We start from the raw sequence: 19,891 nt of genomic DNA, 5'->3' as shown, positions 1-19,891 counted from the left end.
TCAGGCCTTCTCGACGGCGATCTCGCCGAACATCGCGCCCAGTGCTGCCGTGGCGGCGTGGCCGGCGGGCACCCGCACGGCGGTCGGTGCCAGCGTGGCATCGTGGTAGGCCGCGAGCCGCAGCGATGCACTGCCCTGCTGCACGTGGACCTGGCCCCCCTCAACCAACCCGAGGCGCTGCCACAGCGCCGTCGGCAGCCCGGCACGCGGTGCGCGTGCATCGGCGGTGGCCTGCAGCGACGGTGCACGGCGCACGATGCGTCGCCTGCGTAGATCGGCACGTCGGCCACGCGCTCGAGCGTGGGGCGATCTGCGGCAATCGCCACGCTCGCACGGCTGGCGTTGCCGAGCCGCGACGCCAGTGCTGCAGACACGTCACCCAGCGCCTGTGCCTTGACTTCCTCGGAGGTCTCGAAGCCGAAGCCCGGCAGGCCCAGCATCGAGCCGAGCACGCGCAGGACCTTCCAGGCCGGGCGGGCATCACCGCGCGGCCGGACGACGCCGTGGAAGCCCTGCACGCGGCCTTCCGCGTTGACGAAGCTGCCCGAAGTCTCGGTGAACGGCGTGATCGGCAGCAGCACGTCGGCGTGCTCGAGATTGGCGTTCTTGAAGGCGCTCAGAGACACCACCATGCCGGCCCGGGCCAGCGTGTCCGCCGCCTGCCGGCCATCGGCCGCGTCGAGCACAGGTTCGGCATTGAGCAGCAGGTAGGCCTTCAGCGGTTGCGACAGCATCTGCCCGGCGTTCAGCCGCCGCTGCGCGGCTGGGCCCCGACAAGTTGCGCGCCCACGCTGTTGGCCGCCTCACCGAGCACCCCGAAGGTGGCACCGGTCTGCTCGGCGATGAACTGGGCGAGTGCAAGCAGCCGGGAAGCCTGCGGGTGCTGGACCGCGGCATTGCCGAGCAGCACCGCCTTGCGCTGCCCGCTCAGCAGTGACGCGGCGATCGCCTTGGCCGGCTCGCTCGCCTCGGCCGCCACCGGCGCCGCGGCGCCGGTGTGCGAGGCCACCGCCGCGGCCACACCGGCCAGTGCGGCCACCCAGGCGCTCGGCGCCGCGGTGAGCTGCGTGGAGATCGGCATCAGCCAATCGTCGGCCAGCGCATGCAGGCTGGAGACCTGCGCGCCGTGCTTGGCCGCCTGGCGCAGACGCTGCGCGAACAGCGGATGGTCCTTGCGCAGGAAGGAACCGATGACGAAGGCGCGGTCCAGCGTCGACAGCGACTCGATGCTCGTGCCGAGCCAGCGAGCCTTCTCGACCGTGTCGAACTCGGCATGCCGCAGGCGGTGGTCGATGTTGTCCGAACCCACGCCACGCACCAGTTGCCCGAGCAGGTAAAGCTCTTCCACCGTGCTGTGCGCGGTGGCAAGCGCACCGATGGACGCGGCACCGTGCTCGGACTGGATCGACTTCAGCCCGTTGGCGACGTACTCCAGCGCGGTATTCCAGTCGACGGTGCGCCACTGCCCGTCGTGCTTGATCATCGGCGCGGTGAGGCGCTCGTCGGTGTTCAGGGCTTCGTAGGAGAAGCGGTCGCGGTCGGCGATCCAGCATTCGTTGACCGCCTCGTTCTCGAGCGGCACGACACGCATCACCTGGTGGTTCTTGACCTGCACGATCAGGTTCGCGCCCGTCGAATCGTGCGGGCTGACCGACTTGCGGCGCGACAGCTCCCAGGTGCGGGCGCTGTAGCGGAACGGCTTGCTGGTGAGCGCACCGACCGGGCAGATGTCAATCATGTTGCCCGACAGCTCGGAGTCGACCGTGTCGCCGGCCACCGTGGTGATCTCGCTGTGCTCGCCGCGATGGATCATGCCCAGCTCCATCACGCCGGCCACTTCCTGGCCGAAGCGCACGCAGCGGGTGCAGTGAATGCAGCGACTCATCTCCTCCATGGAGATCAGCGGTCCGACGTCCTTGTGCAGCACGACGCGCTTCTCTTCCTCGTAGCGCGAGGCCGACTTGCCGTAGCCCACCGCCAGGTCCTGCAGCTGGCACTCGCCTCCCTGGTCACAGATCGGGCAGTCGAGCGGGTGGTTGATGAGCAGGAATTCCATCACCGAGCTCTGCGCCTTGAGCGCCTTGTCGCTCTTGGTGCGCACGATCATGCCCTGCGTCACCGGCGTGGCGCAGGCCGGCATCGGCTTGGGCGCCTTCTCGATGTCGACCAGGCACATCCGGCAGTTGGCCGCGATGCTGAGCTTCTTGTGATAGCAGAAGTGCGGGATGTAGGTGCCGGCCTTGTCGGCGGCATGCATCACCATGCTGCCTTCCTGCACCTCGACCTTGCGGCCGTCGAGTTCGATTTCAACCATCTTGGGTGTCCCGTCAGACGTAGGCCGGGACCGTGCAGGTCTTGTGTTCGATGTGGTGCACGAACTCCTCGCGGAAGTGCTTGATCATCGCGCGCACCGGCATGGCGGCCGCATCACCCAGCGCGCAGATCGTGCGCCCCTGGATGTTGTCGGCCACGGAGTTCAGCAGATCGATATCTTCCATCCGGCCGTGGCCGCGCTCGATGCGATCGACCATGCGCCACAGCCAGCCGGTGCCTTCGCGGCACGGCGTGCACTGGCCGCAGCTCTCGTGCTGGTAGAAGTAGGACAGGCGCAGCAGACTCTTGACCATGCAGCGCGTGTCGTCCATGACGATCACCGCACCGGAACCCAGCATCGAGCCAGCCTTCGCGATGGAGTCGTAGTCCATCGTCGTGTTCATCATGATCGAGGCCGGCAGCACCGGCGCCGACGAGCCGCCCGGGATCACCGCCTTCAGGCCGCGGCCGCCCTTCACGCCGCCGGCGAGCTCGAGCAATGTCGAGAACGGCGTGCCGAGCGGGATCTCGTAGTTGCCGGGACGCTCGACGTCGCCGACCATCGAGAAGATCTTGGTGCCGCCGTTGTTCGGCTTGCCGCATTCCAGATAGGCCTGGCCGCCGTTGCGGATGATCCAGGGTACCGCGGCGAAGGTCTCGGTGTTGTTGATCGTCGTCGGTTTGCCGTACAAGCCGAAGCTGGCCGGGAACGGCGGCTTGAAGCGCGGCTGACCCTTCTTGCCCTCCAGCGATTCGAGCAGCGCCGTCTCCTCGCCGCAGATGTAGGCACCGAAGCCATGGAAGGCGTGCAACTGGAAGCTGTGGGCGGAGCCGAGGATGGCGTTGCCCAGGTAACCGGCGGCACGGGCCTCCTCGAGCGCTTCCTCGAAACGTTCGTAGATCTCGAAGATCTCGCCGTGGATGTAGTTGTAGCCGACCGAGATGCCCATCGCGTAGGCCGCGATGATCATGCCCTCGATGACGATGTGCGGGTTGTAGGCAAGGATGTCGCGGTCCTTGCAGGTACCCGGCTCGCCTTCGTCGGAGTTGCAGACCAGGTACTTCTGGCCCGGGAACTGGCGCGGCATGAAGCTCCACTTCAGCCCGGTCGGGAAGCCTGCGCCGCCGCGCCCGCGCAGCCCGGAGGCCTTGACCTCGGCGATCACCTGGTCCGGCGTCATCGGCTCGACGCCCTCGCCACCCTGCAGGATCCTGCGCAGCGCCTGGTAGCCGCCGCGCGCCTCGTAGTCCTTCAGGCGCCAGTTGCGGCCGTCGAGCCCGGCGACGATCTGCGCGCCGATGTGACGGTCGTGGAAACAGGTCTCGCGACCGGTGGCCTGGAACTTCGACAGGTCGAGCATCGTCGGCGCCCTCACTTCGGTTGCGCTGCCAGCAGCGCGAGCAGTTCGTCGAGCCGCTGCTCGGTCATGAAGCTCAGCATCTGGCGGTCATTGAGCAGCATCACCGGCGCGTCGGCGCAGGCGCCGAGACATTCGCTCGGTTGCACGGTGAACACACCGTCGGCCGTGGAACCGTAGGGCTCGACGCCGAGCTTCTTGCACACGTGCTGCAGCGCGGTCTCACCATCGCGCAGCTGGCACGGCAGATTGGTGCAGACGTTCAGCTTGAAGCGGCCGACCGGCTGCTGGTTGTACATGTTGTAGAAGGTGGTCACCTCGTGCACCGCGATCGGCGGCATGCCGAGGTGGGCCGCGATGGCCCGCTCGGCATCGGCCGACACGTGCCCCTGCTCCTGCTGCACGATGGCCAGGCAGGCCATCACCGCGGACTGCTTTTGTTCGGCGGGGTACTTGGCGACCTCGCGGTCGAAGCGCGCCTTGGTGGCTTCGGAAAGTGTCATCGGTCAATCTCGCCGAAAACGATGTCCATCGTGCCGATCACCGCCACGGCGTCGGCGATCATGTGGCCGCGCGACATCTCGTCCATCGCCGCGAGGTGGGCGAAGCCGGGCGCGCGGATCTTGAGTCGGTAGGGCTTGTTGGCACCGTCGCTCACCAGGTAGATGCCGAACTCGCCCTTCGGGTGCTCGACGGCCGCGTAGGCCTCGCCCTCGGGCACGTGGAAGCCCTCGGTGAAGAGCTTGAAGTGGTGAATCAGCTCTTCCATGTTGGACTTCATGTCCACCCGCCCCGGCGCCGCGACCTTGTGGTTGTCGGTGATCACCGGGCCGGGGTTGGCGCGCAGCCAGGCCGCGCACTGCTGGATGATGCGGTTCGACTGGCGCAGCTCCTCGACGCGCACCAGGTAGCGGTCGTAGCAATCGCCGCCGGCACCGACCGGGATGTCGAAATCGACGCGGTCGTAGACGTCGTAGGGCTGCGTCTTGCGCAGGTCCCAGGCGATGCCCGAGCCGCGCAGCATCGGACCGGTGAAGCCGAGGTTCAGTGCGCGCTCCGGCGTCACGACGCCGATGCCCACGGTGCGCTGCTTCCAGATGCGGTTGTCGGTGAGCAACGTCTCGTAATCGTCGACGTTCTTGGGGAACCGACGGCAGAAGTCCTCGATGAAGTCCAGCAGCGAGCCCTGCCGGTTCTCGTTCATCTTCGCCAGTGCCTTGGCGTTGCGGATCTTCGAGACCCGGTATTGCGGCATGGTGTCCGGCAGGTCGCGGTACACGCCGCCCGGACGGAAGTAGGCCGCGTGCATGCGCGCACCCGACACCGCCTCGTACATGTCGAACAGGTCCTCGCGCTCGCGGAAGGCGTAGATGAGGATGTTCATCGCACCGCAGTCGAGACCGTGAGCGCCGATCCACAGCAGGTGGTTCAGGATGCGCGTGATCTCGGAGAACATCACGCGGATGTACTGGGCACGGACCGGCACATCGACGCCGAGCAGCTTCTCGATCGCCAGGCAGTAGGCGTGCTCGTTGCACATCATGGACACGTAGTCGAGACGGTCCATGTAGGGCAGCGACTGGATGTAGGTCTTGCTCTCCGCGAGCTTCTCGGTCGCGCGGTGCAGCAGGCCGATGTGCGGATCTGCGCGCTGGATCACCTCGCCGTCGAGCTCGAGGATCAGGCGCAGGACGCCGTGGGCCGCCGGATGCTGCGGCCCGAAATTGAGGGTGTAGTTCTTGATCTCGGCCATGAGGGACTCGGGTTCTCGCAGCGCGTCAGTGCAGACCGCCGTAGTTGTCCTCGCGGATGATGCGCGGCGTGATCTCGCGCGGCTCGATCGTGACAGGCTGGTAGATCACGCGACGCTGCTCGGCGTCGTAGCGCATCTCCACGTGCCCGGTGGTCGGGAAATCCTTGCGGAACGGATGACCGATGAAGCCGTAGTCGGTGAGAATGCGGCGCAGGTCAGCATGGCCCTCGAACACGATGCCGTAGAGATCGAAGGCCTCGCGCTCGAACCAGTTTGCGGCAGCCCAGATCTCGTTGACCGACGGCACGACGGGCAACCCGTCGTCGGCGCAGAACACCTTGAGCCGCAGGCGCCAGTTCTTGCTGACCGACAGCAGGTGCAGCACGACGCAGTAGCGCGGGCCTTCGGTGTAGGGCGAGCCCGCGCCGTCCTTGTAGGACGAGTAGTCGAGACCGCACAGGTCGATCAGCTGCTCGAGCTTCAGCTCGGCATGATCGCGCAGCGTCGTGCACACGGCCAGATAGTCGGCGGCCGCCACCGTCAGTGTCAGTTCGCCGCGATCGCGCACCAGCGCCTGGATCTTGCCGGCCAGTGCGGCTTCGAGGGCCGGCTGCAGGAGGTCGATTTTGTGGTCCATGGAGGGGCAGCAGCGTCCGGTTCAGCGGGCGATGGTGTTTTCGCGCCGGATCTTGGCCTGCAGCTGCAGGATGCCGTAGAGCAGCGCCTCGGCCGTTGGCGGACAGCCCGGCACGTAGACATCGACCGGCACGATGCGGTCGCAGCCGCGCACGACCGAATAGCTGTAGTGGTAGTAACCGCCGCCGTTCGCGCACGAGCCCATGCTCAGCACCCAGCGCGGCTCGGCCATCTGGTCGTAGACCCTGCGCAGGGCCGGCGCCATCTTGTTGCACAGCGTGCCGGCGACGATCATCAGGTCGCTCTGGCGCGGGCTGGGGCGGAACAGCATGCCGAAGCGGTCGATGTCGTAGCGGGCCGCGCCCGCGTGCATCATCTCGACCGCGCAGCACGCCAGACCGAAGGTCATGGGCCACAGCGAACCGGTCTTCGACCAGTTGATCAACTTGTCGGCGGAGGTGGTGATGAACCCCTCCTTGAGAACGCCTTCGATGCCCATCTCAGAAGCTCCTGGTCATTGCGGTCATTCCCAATCCAAAGCGCCTTTTTTCCATTCGTAGGCAAAGCCGACGACCAGGATGCCCAAGAAAACCATCATGGCCCAGAAGCCCGGCGCTCCGATCTCCTTGAGCGCAACGGCCCAGGGGAACAGGAAGGCGATCTCCAGGTCGAACAGGATGAACAGGATGGCGACGAGGTAGTAGCGCACGTCGAACTTCATCCGCGCGTCCTCGAAGGCCTCGAAGCCGCACTCGTACGGAGAGTTCTTGTCCGCATCGGGCCGGTGCGGGCCGAAGATGAAACCGATCAACTGCGGCGCGATGCCGACCGCAGCGCCCACGAGGATGAACAGGATCACCGGCAGGTAGGACTCGAGGTTCATCGTGGTGCGTGGCTCGGTACGTCGATCGATTGGCTGCGCTCATCCGGCAAAAACAAAGCGCGCTGCAGTGACGCGGCCTGTTGCCAGACCCCTCCACACGCTCAGCGCGCCCGGTCCCCTGTGCATTGCTGTCAGGGCGCTTTGGGCTGCGCCGGATGCTGCTCCAGCCCGAAACGAACGTTTCTTGTTCTTGGTGCCGTCGGCGAGACTCGAACTCGCACAGCTTTCGCCACTACCCCCTCAAGATAGCGTGTCTACCAATTTCACCACGACGGCCTTCACTCGCTCCGCAGCCACGTGCACCGCGGAATTCACCGCCCGGATTGCATGAGGAATTGCTCACCGGACAGCCACTGATTCTATCGTCAAACTGGTACGACTTTGCGCCATTCGCAGCATGACAACAGCCACTTGCGCTGCCGTGCCACGCGGGTCGGGAAAGCTATCGCCTGGCTGTCACTTCGCAGGGATCTGAGCGGCCCCCGAGGCTTCGACTGCAGGCGCTTGCGGCACGACGACCGGCGCGGCAGCCGATGCCGCACCGGGGATCTGGGAGGCTGGCGCCGCGCTCGCCGCCGTCGATGCAGGAACCGCGCGCTCCAGGATGGACTCGCCACCGCCGGTGCTCGCACGCAGGTTGCCGAAATAGGCGAGCGCCAGCGTGCAGGCGAAGAAGATCGCCGCACACACACCCGTGGAGCGCGACAGGAAGTTCGCGCTGCCCGAGGCACCGAACAGACTGCCCGAGGCGCCGCTGCCGAACGACGCGCCCATGTCGGCGCCTTTGCCGTGCTGGATCAGCACCAGGCCGATCATCACCAGCGCGGAAAGCATCTGCACCACCACCATCACCGTCAACAGCATCTGCATAGATCGACTCCAGGATTCAAGAACTAGCGGCGTTCAGCGCGTGCTCGCGGCACGACAGATCGCGATGAAATCAGCGGCTTTCAGCGACGCGCCGCCGATCAGGCCGCCGTCGATGTCGACCTGAGCGAACAGCGTCGCGGCGTTGTCGGGCTTGACGCTGCCGCCGTAGAGCAACTTCATCTGCGCAGCGCGCGGCGTGGCCGCGGCAAGCTGAGCCCGCAGCAGCGCATGGACCGCCTGCGCCTGCTCCGGACTGGCTGTGCGGCCCGTGCCGATGGCCCACACCGGCTCATAGGCCACCACCATCTCGCCAACGCAGTGCGCAAGCGTATGGATCACGGCCGAGAGCTGCCGCTTGACAACGTCTTCCGTCTCGCCTGCATCGCGCTGCGCGAGTGTCTCGCCGACGCAGACGATCGGCGTCACGCCCCTGGCCAGCGCCGCCTGGGCCTTGTCGGCCACCAGCTGATCGCTTTCGGCGTGCAGGGCACGCCGCTCCGAGTGCCCGACGATCACGTAGCGGCAGCCGAAGTCGGCCAGCATCGCCACCGAGACCTCGCCGGTGTAGGCGCCCTGCTCATGCACCGAGCAGTCCTGCGCACCCCAGGCGATCGCACTGCGGGCCAGCCGCTCCGCCGCCTGCGCCAGATAGGGAAATGGTGCGCACACCGCGGCCTCGCAGGGCAAGGGGCCGGCCGACTTCAGCCCTTCGAGCAGGGCCTCGTTCGTGGCGTGGGTGCCGTGCATCTTCCAGTTGCCGACCACCAGTTTGCGGCGGATGTCACTCATTGGCTTCTCCTTGTCACCAGGTCAAGACGAGCTTGCCCACGTGCTGACCGGACTCCATCAGCTCATGAGCCTGCGCAGCCTGCGCGGCGGGAAACGTCTTGTGGATCATGGGCTTGAAACGCCCGGCCTCGATCAGCGGCCAGACCCGGGCGCGCAGCGCGGCACCGACGGCCGCCTTGTACTCGGTGGTGCGTGGACGCAGCGTGGAGCCGGTGATGGTGAGCCGGCGGCGCAGCAGCGCGCCGCCGTCGAACTCGGCCTTCGTGCCGCCCTGCACCGCAATGATGGACAGCCGTCCGTCGTCGGCCAGACACCGGAGTTCACGGGCCACGTAGCTGCCGGCCACCATGTCGAGGATCACATCGACCCCCCGGCCTCCGGTCAGGCGCTCGACTTCGGCAACAAAATCCCGGGTCCGGTAGTTGATCGCCTCGTCGGCGCCGATGGCGCGGCAGGCCTGCGCCCGCGCGTCGTCGCCGACCGTCACGAACACTCTGCAACCGAAGGCCTTGGCCAGTTGGATCGCCGTCACGCCGATGCCACTGGCACCGCCCTGCACCAGCAGCGTCTCGCCGGGCTGGAGTCGGGCCCGCTCGAAGACGTTGATCCAGACCGTGAACAGCGTCTCCGGCAGGCTGGCCGCCTCGATGTCGCTCCAGCCGGCCGGCACCGGCAGGCACTGGCCGACCGGCGCCACGCAGCGCTGCGCATAGCCACCGCCGTGGGTGAGCGCGCAGACGCGGTCGCCGAGCCGGAAGCCTGCCGCAGCCAGCGCACCCGCGTCGCCGCCGACGATGCGGCCCGCCACCTCCAGTCCCGGCAGGTCGGACGCGCCGGGCGGCGGCGGGTAGGCCCCGGCGCGCTGCAGCACATCAGGTCGATTGACGCCGGCCGCGGCGACGTCGATGAGCAGTTCCCCCGGCCCTGGCTCCGGCTCGGGCCGCTCGACGAGACGCAGCACCTCGGGCCCGCCGGGCTGGGAGATTTCGATCGCTTGCATGCGTCGTGCGTGTCTGCGTCGTCAGCGGCGCCGAGCCGGCGACGACGCGTCCATCCTCTGCCTCACTCCGCTTGCGGCGAGGGCACGTCGGACTCGGGCGCGGCCTGCGGCGCGTCGCCACGCTCGCGACGCGGCGGGCGGTCGCCCCGGTCACGGCCGCGGTCACCGCGATCGCCCCGGTCACCGTATTCACGGCGCGGGCGCTCTTCCTCGACATAGCCCTCGGGCCGCTCGAGCAGCGCCTTCAGCGACAGCTTGATGCGCCCCTTCTCGTCGGTCTCCAGGACCTTGACCTTGACGATCTGGCCTTCGGTCAGGAAGTCGGTGACCTTCTCCACGCGTTGGTGGGCAATCTGGCTGATGTGCAGCAGCCCGTCCTTGCCGGGCAGGATGTTGACCAGCGCGCCGAAGTCCAGGATCTTCGTGACCGGGCCCTCGTAGACCTTGCCGATCTCGGCCTCGGCCGTGATCTCCTCGATGCGCTTCATGGCCGCCTGGGCCTTGTCGCCGTCGGTCGACGCAATGGTGATGGTGCCGTCTTCCTCGATGTTGATCTGCGTGCCGGTCTCCTCGGTCAGCGCGCGGATGGTGGCGCCGCCCTTGCCGATCACGTCGCGGATCTTCTCGGGGTTGATCTTCATCACGTAGAGGCGCGGCGCGAACACCGACAGCTCTTCCTTCGCACCGCCGAGCGCCTTGACCATCTTGCCGAGGATGTGCAGACGCGCTTCCTTGGCCTGCGCCAGCGCCACCTGCATGATCTCCTTGGTGATGCCCTGGATCTTGATGTCCATCTGCAGCGCGGTCACGCCGGTGGTCGTGCCGGCCACCTTGAAGTCCATGTCGCCGAGGTGATCCTCGTCGCCCAGGATGTCGGTCAGCACCGCGAAGCGGTTGCCGTCCTTGATCAGGCCCATCGCGATGCCAGCCACGTGGGCCTTCAGCGGCACGCCCGCGTCCATCATCGACAGGCAGCCGCCGCAGACCGAGGCCATCGACGAGGAGCCATTCGATTCGGTGATCTCCGAGACGACGCGGATCGCGTAGGCGAACTCGTCCTTCTTCGGCAGCACCGGGATCAGCGCGCGCTTGGCAAGACGGCCGTGGCCGATCTCGCGGCGCTTGGGCGAGCCCACGCGGCCCGTCTCGCCGGTGGCGAAAGGAGGCATGTTGTAGTGGAACATGAAGCGGTCCTCGAACTCGCCGGCCAGCGCGTCGATGCGCTGCGTGTCGCGTTCGGTGCCCAGCGTGGTGATGACCAGCGCCTGCGTCTCGCCACGCGTGAACAGCGCCGAGCCGTGGGTGCGCGGCAGCACGCTGGAGCGGATCTCGATCGGACGCACCGTGCGGGTGTCGCGGCCGTCGATGCGCGGCTCGCCGGCCAGGATCTGGCTGCGCACGATCTTGGCCTCGATGTCGAACAGCAGGTTCTCGACCTTGACCTTGTCGACCGCCGCGCCTTCGGCGGCCAGTGCGGCCAGCACCTCGGCGTAGGCCGCGCGGGTGGCCTGCGTGCGATCCTGCTTGGAACGGATCTGGTAGGCCGCGCGCAACTTGGCTTCGCCCAGGCCATTGACCTTGGCGATGAAGTCCTCGTCCTTGGCGGGCGGGGTCCACTGCCACTCGGGCTTGCCGGCCTCGCGCACCAGCTCATTGATCACGCGCACGGCGATGTTGCCCTGCTCGTGACCGAATACCACGCCGCCGAGCATGATGTCTTCGGGCAGCTGGTCGGCCTCGGACTCCACCATCAGCACGGCCGCCTCGGTGCCGGCGACGATCAGGTCGAGCTTGGAATCGGCCAGCTGCGTCGGGCCCGGGTTGAGCACGTACTCGCCGTTGATGTAGCCCACGCGCGCCGCGCCGATCGGGCCGTTGAACGGGATGCCGCTGATCGCCAGCGCAGCGCTGGAGCCGATCAGCGCGGCGATGTCGGCCGACGCCTCGGGGTTCAGCGACAGCACGTGCACGACGACCTGCACCTCGTTGTAGAAGCCTTCCGGGAACAGCGGGCGCAGCGGACGGTCGATAAGGCGGCTGGTCAGCGTTTCCAGTTCGCTCGGGCGGCCTTCACGCTTGAAGAAGCTGCCGGGGATCTTGCCGGCGGCATAGGTCTTCTCGATGTAGTCGACGGTCAGCGGAAAGAAGTCCTGGCCCGGCTTCGGGTTCTTGGCGGCCACGACCGTGGCCAGCACCACGGTGCCGTCCATGTCGACGATGACCGCACCCCCCGACTGACGGGCGATCTCACCGGTTTCCAGCGTGACGGTGTGCTGACCCCATTGGAAGGTCTTGGTGATCTTGTTGAACAGGCTCATGCTTGTCTCCAATTGGATGCCCGGCGCGGTACGCCGGGGCGACTCGGGGCGCGATCGGTGGCGCCTGTCACCGGGAGCTCAGCGCTCGAGCGGGATGCCATTCCAGCGCGTCTGCAACGGCAATCGCGTTGGAATGACACATCGACGCTCGCGTGCGGCTTGCTCCAAAACACGAAGAGCCTGCGCTGGGGGTGCCAGACAGGCTCTTCGTCATGCGATTCGGCTTACTTGCGCAGGCCCAGCTTCTGGATCAGCGCGGTATAGCGGTCGGCGTCCTTGCCCTTCAGGTAGTCGAGCAGCTTGCGGCGGCGGCTCACCATCTTCAGCAGGCCGCGACGACCATGATGGTCCTTGGCGTGGGTCTTGAAGTGCGGGGTCAGGTCATTGATGCGAGCGGTCAGGATGGCCACTTGCACTTCGGGCGATCCTGTGTCGGAAGCACCGCGCGCGTTCGACTTGACGATTTCGGAGATGTTGAGGTCGGCAACTGCCATGTCTGTTTCCTGGTTGCGATGAAACCGCTGACGCTCGCAGGAACGGCGTGCCACGGTTTCGGATTTCCACTTGCGGTCACGGGTGAAACCGACCCATGCCGTGCTGACGTTACGCAGCCGCGGGCCGCGAAACCTCGAAATTATAGCCGCAGTCCCTGCCGCAGGCGTTCGACCCCTTGCGTCAGGCGGCCCGGGTCGCTCGACGCGAAGCACCAGCGCAGCCAGCCTTCGGCCTCCGGCCCGAAGGCCGCGCCCGGTGCAAGGCCCAGGCCAGCCTCGGCCACGAGGCGCTTCGCGAACGCCAGCGAGTCCGTCTCGCCCACCACGCGGAAGAAGGCGTACATGCCGCCCTCGGGCACCGCCACCTCCAAGCCGGGTAGCGCCTGCAGCGCCGGCAGCAAGGTGTCGCGACAGGTTCGCAGGTGTCCGACCAGGCTCGGCAGCGTTGCCGCCGCCCCCTCCACCGCCACCAGTCCGGCCCGTTGCACGAAGACCGGCGCGCACGAGGTGTTGAACTCGATCAGCTTGCCCACTGCGTCCAGCAAGGCCGGTGGCAGCACCAGCCAGCCGAGCCGCCAACCGGTCATCAGGAAGCTCTTGGAAAAGCTGTGCGCCACCAGCAAGCGGTCGTCGGCGTCGGCGACGTCGAGGAAGGACGGCGCCGCCGGCGGCCCCCCGGCCCTCGCGCCGCCCCCGAAGTAGAGCCGCTCGTAAACCTCATCGGCAACGATCCAGGTGCCGGTGCGACGACAGTGCGCCAGGATCGCCGCCTGCTCGTCCCGGCTCAGCGTCCAACCGGTAGGGTTGTTCGGCGCATTCACCAGCAGCACGCGGGTGCGTGGCGTGACCGCCGCCAGCAGTTCGTCCAGATCCAGTCGCCAGGCGCCGGACTGCGGCCGCAGCGGCACGCGAGTCACCTGCGCGCCCAGAATGACCGGCTGCGCAGTCAGGTTGGGCCAGACCGGCACGACCGCCACGACCTCGTCGCCGGCCCCGACCAGGACCTGCATCGCGATCATCAGCGCGTTCACGCCCGAGGAAGTGACGGCGATCCGCTCCGGCCCGAGCGGCCGGTGGAGCGCACCGACATAGCCGGCCAGCGCTTCGCGCAGTTCATGCAGCCCCAGGTTGTGCGAGTAGAAGGTTTCGCCCTGCTTCAGCGACGCGACGGCCGCGTCGCGCACGAAACCGGGCGTCACTTCGTCGCCCTCGCCGAACCAGAACGCCAGCACGTCGCTGCGGCCCAACCCGGCATTGGCCACCTCGCGGATCTTGGAGCCGGGCAGCTGCCGGATGAGCTCGCGCATCGCTGGGATCCCCCGAAAAAGGCCGCTCCGCGTGAGGGCGGCGCCTCGAAATACAACGGCCTTGAAAACAAAAATGCCGCTCTCAATTCGGCGGCATGGGCAGCCGTTCGCTGCCTTCCACCTGATTCTAGGAGAACGCCATGTTCGTCATGCCCATCACCCGCACCCACCGCCACGCCTACAACGGCCACGCCCGCAACCTGGGCCGCGCCTTCGACCGCCTGTTCGACGGCAACGTCGAACGGGTCTTCGCCGCCGCCGCTTCCGAGCACGTCACCCGCCAGCCTGCACTGGATCTGCGCGAGACCGAGCAGACCTACAGCGTGCAGCTCGACATGCCCGGCGTCGCGAAGGAAGACGTCAAGGTCACGATCGACGGCAAGCGCATCAGCATCGAGGCTTCGTCGCCCGCCGACGCGCCGGCCGCCGAAGGCGAACAGTTGCTGGTGCGCGAACGCAGCCGCACTGCCTACGCCCGAAGCTTCACGTTGCCGGTCGAGGTGGACGAGTCCGCTTCCCAGGCTCGCCTGGAGAACGGCGTGCTGAGCCTGACACTGACCAAGAAGCTCAAGCCGGCCACGCAGCTCGCCGTCGGCTGATCCGGCGGCGAACCGAACGTCGGGGCCTCGCTCAGGGCACCCCGACGTCCAGCGCGGCGAGCGGCCAGCGCGGCTGCACGTCGAACGCGTGGTCGCGTCGTGCGGTCGCGCGGCCGGCCTGCAGCCGCATGGCCGCGGCCAGCGCGATCATCGCGCCGTTGTCGGTGCACAGCGACACCTCCGGATAGTGCACACGAACGCCGCGCTTCGCGCAAGCGGCATCGAGCTGCGACCGCAGGCTGCGATTCGCCCCCACACCACCGGCCACCACCAGCCGCTGCAGCCTGGTGGCCCGCAGCGCGGCGAGCGACTTCTTCACCAGCACCTCCACGATCGCGGCCTGCGTGGCAGCCGCGAGGTCGGCACGCGGCTGCTCGCAGACGCCCTCACCGAGCTTCAGAACCTGGGTGCGTACCGCGGTCTTGAGTCCGGCGAAGGAAAAATCGAGCGTATCCCGGTGCAGCAACGGCCGCGGCAGCGCATAGGCGGTCGGGTCGCCGAACTCCGCAAGGCGGGCAAGCGCCGGTCCGCCGGGGTAGCCCAGGCCGAGCAACTTGGCCGACTTGTCGAAGGCCTCGCCGGCCGCGTCGTCGATCGTTTCGCCAAGCAACGCGTAATCGCCCACACCGTCGACCCGCATCAGCTGCGTGTGCCCGCCCGAGACCAGCAGCGCCACGAACGGGAACTGCGGCGGATCGACCGACAGGAAGGGCGACAGCAGATGACCCTCCAAATGATGGATGCCCAGCACCGGCCGGTCCAGCGCCGCGGCGAGCGCGCAGGCCACCGCGCTGCCGACCAGCAGCGCGCCAGCCAGCCCGGGACCGCGCGTGTAGGCCACCACGTCGACATCGGCCAACGCCCGGCCCGCCTCGGCAAGCACCTGTCGCGTCAGCGGCAAGGCCCGACGGATGTGATCGCGCGAGGCGAGTTCGGGCACGACACCGCCGTAGGCCTCGTGCATGGCGACCTGGCTGTGCAAGGCGTGGGCAAGCAGTCGCGGGCGCTCGCCATGGTCGGCCGCCACCAGCGCCACGCCGGTTTCGTCGCAGGAAGATTCGAAGCCGAGAATCAGCATCGCAGGAGTGTAGTGAGGCGATTCCGGTGACCTCGAGCACCGGCCCTGCCACAAAACCATGCCATTCGTTTCCTTTGGTCACATGGCGGGTGTGACGGAAAACACGATATTCGGGACTGTCGACCTATCGCAGTCCGGGCGCGCTGGTTAACCTGCGTTCACAGCGGCGTGAGGCCGCGCTCCCGGTAGATCGCCCCATGAAACAGTACAAGCTTTCCGCTTGGCCCGACCTGCCGGCAGGATTCCATCGCACGGCCTACCGGCGCATGCTGCACCAGATGTCCCACCGCCACGTGACCGTGCGCCAGCTGATGGCCGAGAGCGGCCTAGCACGTTCGGCGGTGATGCAGTTTCTCGACACGCTGTCGGAGCGCGAACTGCTCGACGAACGTCCGCACGCCGCACCGCCCACCGCGCTCGGCAAGCTGCTGCCGATGGCGTTGTGGCGCCGCGCCTTCGCGACACAGAGCCCGATCTAGACTCACGGTACCGACTCCGTGACAAGGCCCGCCTCGAGCGGGCCTTGTCATTTCCAGCGTCGGCGTGGTGGCCGTTGGCGCGCTCCTTGCAGCGCAGCCAACATGACCTCTCTCCAGGCGCTGCGCATCGTCATCGTCGCACCGGAATCGCTCACCCCGGCCGCGGACGACGACGACGCACTCGTCGAGGCGGAACGCTCGCGCAGCCTGCGCATCGGCCTGCTGGCCAACGGCTACAACATCGTCGCGGTATTGCCGATCGATGCCTTCCTGCCCGAGCGCATCGCGCAGATCCAGCCTGACATGATCGTTGTCGACGCGCAAAGCCAGGCGCGCGACACGCTCGAGCACGTCGTGATGTCCACGCGCGACGAACGCCGGCCCATCGTGCTGTTCACCGACGACGCCGACACCAGCCACGTCGCGCGGCCATCGCCGCCGGCGTGACGGCCTATGTCGTCGCCGGCCTGGCGCCCGAGCGCATCAAACCGGTGCTCGACGTCGCGCTCGCACGCTTTCAGCACGAGGAAGCCCTGCGCCGCGAACTCGCCGACGCGCGCACGCAGCTCAGCGACCGCAAGCTGATCGACCGCGCCAAAGGCTTGTTGATGAGCCGCCAGCAACTCAGCGAGGACGAGGCCTACGCCCGGTTGCGCAAGACAGCGATGGACCGCGGCCTGCGGGTCGCGGAGGTCGCGCAACGCCTGATCGACGTGGCCGACATGCTGGGCTGAGGCGCTCGATCTTCCCGCTCTGGCACGAGGTTTGCTGCAGTGCACCCAAGGATCAACGGCGATCCCCTTTCCGGTGCGGCCACGCTCGGCCACACCGCAGCAGACGACGGCGTCTCACCCCGCACCGCTCCAGGGCTGTGTGGTCGTGATGGCGCCGTTTTTCATTTGAGCCTGATTTCTGGAGTCCGAATGCCATGCCGAACGACATCGCCAACCGCGCCCTGCTGGGCCGCCGCACCATGCTGAAAGCCGCTGCAGCCGCCACCGCCGTCGGCGCCGTGCCTGGATTGCAATCCGCCGTCTGGGCCGCCGGCTCCGACAAGCCCGAGAAGGACGAGGTGCGGATCGGCTTCATCCCGCTGACCGACTGCGCCTCCGTGGTGATGGCCTCGGTGCTCGGCTTCGACAAGAAGTACGGCGTGAAGATCGTGCCCACCAAGGAAGCGTCCTGGGCCGGCGTGCGCGACAAGCTGGTCAACGGCGAGCTCGACATGGCGCACGTCCTCTACGGGCTGATCTACGGCGTGCACCTCGGTACCGGCGGCCCCAAGAAGGACATGGCCGTGCTGATGGCGCTCAACAACAACGGTCAGGCGATCACGCTGTCGAAAGCCCTTGCGGACAAGGCGCCGTCGACGGGCCTTCATTGTCCAAGCTGATGGCGACGGAGAAGCGGGAGTACACCTTCGCCGGGACCTTCCCGACGGGCACGCACGCGATGTGGATGCACTACTGGCTGGCGGCCGCCGGCATCAACCCCCTGTCCGGCGCGAAGCTCATCACGGTGCCGCCACCGCAGATGGTGGCCAACATGCGCGTGGGCAATATGGATGGCTTCTGCGTGGGCGAACCCTGGAACCACCGCGCCATCATGGACGGCATCGGCATCACGGCCAACACCACGCAGGACATCTGGAAGGACCATCCCGAGAAGGTGCTGGGAACGACCAACGACTTCGTCAAGAAGAACCCGAACACCACGCGCGCAGTGATGATGGCCGTGCTGGAAGCCAGCCAGTGGATCGACGCCGGCCTGCAGAACAAGATGAAGATGGCCGAGACGGTTGCGCAGAAGGCGTACATCAACACTTCGGTGGATGCCATCAACCAGCGCATTCTCGGTCGCTACCAGAACGGTCTCGGCAAGACCTGGGACGATCCCAATCACATGAAGTTCTTCAACGACGGGGCCGTCAATTTCCCCTACCTGAGCGACGGCATGTGGTTCCTCACGCAGCACAAGCGCTGGGGCCTGCTGAAGGAACACCCGGACTACCTGGCCGTGGCGCAGCAGGTCAACCAGATCGCGCTCTACAAGGACGTGGCGAGCGCCATGAAGATCAATGTGCCGAAGGATTCGATGCGCAGCAGCAAGCTGATCGACGGCGTGGTCTGGGATGGCAAGAACCCGAAGGCCTATGCCGACGGATTCAAGATCAAGGCTTAAAGCAAGGAGAACCCCATGGTCAGTGCCGTGTTCCACGATCCCTCGGGTGCCGGCCTCGCCGGTACGCCCGCCGCGGTGAGTGTCAGCAAGCCCGCATTGGCGGCGTCCGTAGCCGACCTGCCTTCGGCCAGGCCGGCGGCCCGCCTTCCGGCCGAGCCCTTCGACTGGCGCGGGCTCGCATTGCGCGTGCTGCCGCCCATCTTCGGCGCCGGCCTGCTGATCGGCATCTGGGCGCTGCTCACGATGAACGGCGGCGCCTTCCCGACGCCTGCGGCCACCTGGGCCGAGTTCGCGAAGCTGTTCAGCGATCCGTTCTACGACAACGGCCCGAACGACCAGGGCATCGGCTGGAACGTCCTGTTCTCGCTCGAACGCGTTGCGCTGGGCTTCGGGCTTGCCGCGCTGGTGGGCATTCCGGCCGGCTTCGTGCTCGGGCGCTTCAGCTTCGTCAACCACATGATCTCGCCGCTGATCAGCCTGCTGCGACCGGTGTCGCCACTGGCGTGGTTGCCGATCGGGCTGCTGGTGTTCAAGGCCGCCAATCCGGCGGCCATCTGGACGATCTTCATCTGCTCGATCTGGCCGATGATCATCAACACCGCCGTCGGCGTGCAGCGCGTGCCGCAGGACTACCTGAACGTGGCACGGGTGCTGAACCTCAGCGAGTGGAAGGTGATGACGCGCATCCTGTTCCCCGCCGTGCTGCCCTACATGCTGACCGGCGTTCGCCTGTCGGTCGGAACGGCCTGGCTGGTGATCGTGGCGGCCGAGATGCTGACCGGCGGCGTCGGCATCGGCTTCTGGGTCTGGGACGAGTGGAACAACCTGAACGTGGCCCATATCCTGATCGCGATCTTCGTCATCGGCATCGTCGGTCTGCTGCTCGAGCAGGCGCTGATGCTGATCGCACGCCGCTTCAGCTTCGACGATTGAGGAGACTCCCATGACCAGCTTCATCGAAGTGCAGAACGCCGAGATGGTGTTCACCACGCGCAAGGGCCGCTTCCATGCGCTGCGCGAGATCAACCTGCAGATCGAGCGCGGCGAGTTCATCACGCTGATCGGCCATTCGGGCTGCGGCAAGTCGACCCTGCTCAACCTGATCGCCGGCCTGCTGACGCCCAGCAGTGGCGTGCTGCTGTGCGACAACCGCGAGATCGCGGCACCGGGCCCGGAGCGTGCGGTGGTGTTCCAGAACCACTCGCTGCTACCGTGGCTGACCTGCTACGAGAACGTGCACCTCGGCGTGGAGCGCGTGTTCGGCGCGAGCGAGTCGAAGGAACAGCTCAAGGAACGCACTCAGGCGGCGCTCGCGCTGGTGGGCATGTCGCACGCGATCGCGAAGCGCCCCCACGAGATCTCCGGTGGCATGAAGCAGCGCGTCGGCATCGCCCGTGCGCTGGCGATGGAGCCCAAGGTGCTGCTGATGGACGAACCGTTCGGCGCGCTCGATGCCCTCACCCGCGCCCATCTGCAGGACGAGTTGCTGAAGATCGTGGCACGCACCCGCAGCACCGTCGTGATGGTGACCCACGACGTCGACGAGGCGGTACTGCTCAGCGATCGCGTGGTGATGATGACCAACGGCCCGGCCGCCACCATCGGCGAGATCCTGACGGTGGACCTGGCGCGCCCGCGCCTGCGGGTGGAACTCGCCGAAGATCCCGCTTATGTGCACTACCGCAAGGAAGTGCTCGACTTCCTGTACACGCGTCACGGTCACGTCGAACGCGAGGCCGCGTGAGTCAGGCGGTTCTGCCACACACCTGGCATACCAGTTGCTGAAGATGCAGTGACTGGCGCCTGAGCCGCGCAGTCGCTGTCTCCTCAGCA

The 19,891-nt window shown here is 67.1% G+C and carries 17 protein-coding genes, 1 tRNA gene and 3 pseudogenes; 6 read left to right on the top strand and 15 right to left on the bottom strand.

All coding sequences use genetic code 11. The features are described from left to right. From nuoG to Y694_RS05345, 14 genes and pseudogenes are all read right to left on the bottom strand, one after another. Window positions 1-2,314 (bottom strand): annotated as a pseudogene (gene nuoG / locus Y694_RS05410) (NADH-quinone oxidoreductase subunit NuoG). A gap of 13 nt (window positions 2,315-2,327) precedes the next feature. Then, window positions 2,328-3,674 (bottom strand): NADH-quinone oxidoreductase subunit NuoF, encoded by a 1,347-nt coding sequence (nuoF, locus tag Y694_RS05405; RefSeq protein ID WP_011829007.1) that lies wholly within the window; start codon window positions 3,672-3,674, stop codon window positions 2,328-2,330. 11 nt (window positions 3,675-3,685) lie between these two features. Beyond that, on the bottom strand, window positions 3,686-4,174 hold the full coding sequence (nuoE, locus tag Y694_RS05400; RefSeq protein WP_036230557.1) for an NADH-quinone oxidoreductase subunit NuoE: 489 nt from the start codon (window positions 4,172-4,174) through the stop codon (window positions 3,686-3,688). Further along, window positions 4,171-5,424, bottom strand: coding sequence for an NADH-quinone oxidoreductase subunit D (locus Y694_RS05395; protein ID WP_011829005.1), 1,254 nt, complete (start codon window positions 5,422-5,424; stop codon window positions 4,171-4,173). Before Y694_RS05395 ends, nuoE begins: the two co-directional genes overlap by 4 nt. Before the next feature lie 25 nt (window positions 5,425-5,449). Continuing rightward, window positions 5,450-6,061 carry an NADH-quinone oxidoreductase subunit C gene (locus tag Y694_RS05390; protein ID WP_036230555.1) on the bottom strand — a complete coding sequence of 204 codons (612 nt, stop codon included), beginning with the start codon at window positions 6,059-6,061 and terminating at the stop codon, window positions 5,450-5,452. Between the two features lie 21 nt (window positions 6,062-6,082). Beyond that, complete coding sequence (locus tag Y694_RS05385; protein ID WP_011829003.1) at window positions 6,083-6,559, bottom strand: NADH-quinone oxidoreductase subunit B family protein; 477 nt, start codon at window positions 6,557-6,559, stop codon at window positions 6,083-6,085. Window positions 6,560-6,583: 24 nt separating this feature from the next. Continuing rightward, the gene (locus tag Y694_RS05380) at window positions 6,584-6,943 is read right to left on the bottom strand and encodes an NADH-quinone oxidoreductase subunit A (RefSeq protein ID WP_011829002.1); all 360 of its coding nucleotides are present in this window, start codon (window positions 6,941-6,943) and stop codon (window positions 6,584-6,586) included. A 191-nt stretch (window positions 6,944-7,134) separates the two neighbouring features. After that, window positions 7,135-7,219 (bottom strand) — tRNA-Leu (locus Y694_RS05375). Window positions 7,220-7,399: 180 nt separating this feature from the next. Continuing rightward, window positions 7,400-7,813, bottom strand: coding sequence for a preprotein translocase subunit SecG (secG, locus tag Y694_RS05370; RefSeq protein WP_036230553.1), 414 nt, complete (start codon window positions 7,811-7,813; stop codon window positions 7,400-7,402). Between the two features lie 33 nt (window positions 7,814-7,846). Next, window positions 7,847-8,593 (bottom strand): triose-phosphate isomerase, encoded by a 747-nt coding sequence (tpiA, locus tag Y694_RS05365; protein WP_036230575.1) that lies wholly within the window; start codon window positions 8,591-8,593, stop codon window positions 7,847-7,849. Between the two features lie 22 nt (window positions 8,594-8,615). Continuing rightward, window positions 8,616-9,602 carry an NAD(P)H-quinone oxidoreductase gene (locus tag Y694_RS05360; RefSeq protein ID WP_036230551.1) on the bottom strand — a complete coding sequence of 329 codons (987 nt, stop codon included), beginning with the start codon at window positions 9,600-9,602 and terminating at the stop codon, window positions 8,616-8,618. A 62-nt stretch (window positions 9,603-9,664) separates the two neighbouring features. Next, window positions 9,665-11,920, bottom strand: coding sequence for a polyribonucleotide nucleotidyltransferase (gene pnp, locus Y694_RS05355; protein WP_036230550.1), 2,256 nt, complete (start codon window positions 11,918-11,920; stop codon window positions 9,665-9,667). Between the two features lie 224 nt (window positions 11,921-12,144). Further along, a complete protein-coding gene (gene rpsO, locus Y694_RS05350; protein ID WP_011828997.1) occupies window positions 12,145-12,414 on the bottom strand; it encodes a 30S ribosomal protein S15 in 270 nt (89 codons plus the stop codon). A 140-nt stretch (window positions 12,415-12,554) separates the two neighbouring features. Further along, window positions 12,555-13,721: a pyridoxal phosphate-dependent aminotransferase gene (locus Y694_RS05345; RefSeq protein WP_036230549.1), complete on the bottom strand. Its 1,167-nt coding sequence runs from the start codon at window positions 13,719-13,721 to the stop codon at window positions 12,555-12,557. Between the two features lie 140 nt (window positions 13,722-13,861). On the opposite strand from Y694_RS05345, the gene Y694_RS05340 reads away from it, so the two are divergent. Next, window positions 13,862-14,320, top strand: coding sequence for an Hsp20/alpha crystallin family protein (locus Y694_RS05340; protein ID WP_051495589.1), 459 nt, complete (start codon window positions 13,862-13,864; stop codon window positions 14,318-14,320). 31 nt (window positions 14,321-14,351) lie between these two features. Here the strand turns inward: Y694_RS05340 and tsaD are convergent, their stop codons facing one another. Then, window positions 14,352-15,398: a tRNA (adenosine(37)-N6)-threonylcarbamoyltransferase complex transferase subunit TsaD gene (gene tsaD / locus Y694_RS05335; protein ID WP_036230548.1), complete on the bottom strand. Its 1,047-nt coding sequence runs from the start codon at window positions 15,396-15,398 to the stop codon at window positions 14,352-14,354. A 197-nt stretch (window positions 15,399-15,595) separates the two neighbouring features. On the opposite strand from tsaD, the gene Y694_RS05330 reads away from it, so the two are divergent. The 5 genes and pseudogenes from Y694_RS05330 (at window position 15,596) to Y694_RS05310 (ending at window position 19,802) form a co-directional block, all read left to right on the top strand. Further along, window positions 15,596-15,877 carry a MarR family transcriptional regulator gene (locus Y694_RS05330; RefSeq protein WP_011828993.1) on the top strand — a complete coding sequence of 94 codons (282 nt, stop codon included), beginning with the start codon at window positions 15,596-15,598 and terminating at the stop codon, window positions 15,875-15,877. Window positions 15,878-15,979: 102 nt separating this feature from the next. Next, window positions 15,980-16,611: pseudogene (locus Y694_RS05325) on the top strand (ANTAR domain-containing response regulator). A 194-nt stretch (window positions 16,612-16,805) separates the two neighbouring features. Continuing rightward, window positions 16,806-18,058: pseudogene (locus Y694_RS05320) on the top strand (CmpA/NrtA family ABC transporter substrate-binding protein). Window positions 18,059-18,073: 15 nt separating this feature from the next. Further along, window positions 18,074-18,991 (top strand): nitrate ABC transporter permease, encoded by a 918-nt coding sequence (gene ntrB / locus Y694_RS05315; RefSeq protein WP_036230539.1) that lies wholly within the window; start codon window positions 18,074-18,076, stop codon window positions 18,989-18,991. A 10-nt stretch (window positions 18,992-19,001) separates the two neighbouring features. Next, window positions 19,002-19,802 (top strand): ABC transporter ATP-binding protein, encoded by an 801-nt coding sequence (locus Y694_RS05310; protein WP_011828989.1) that lies wholly within the window; start codon window positions 19,002-19,004, stop codon window positions 19,800-19,802. The last annotated feature ends 89 nt before the right edge of the window (window positions 19,803-19,891 follow it).

Source organism: Methylibium sp. T29-B (assembly GCF_000576225.1).
Taxonomy (GTDB): domain Bacteria; phylum Pseudomonadota; class Gammaproteobacteria; order Burkholderiales; family Burkholderiaceae_C; genus Methylibium; species Methylibium petroleiphilum.
Note: the sequence above shows the minus strand (reverse complement) of the source record. Positions and strands in the feature narration are given on the sequence as shown.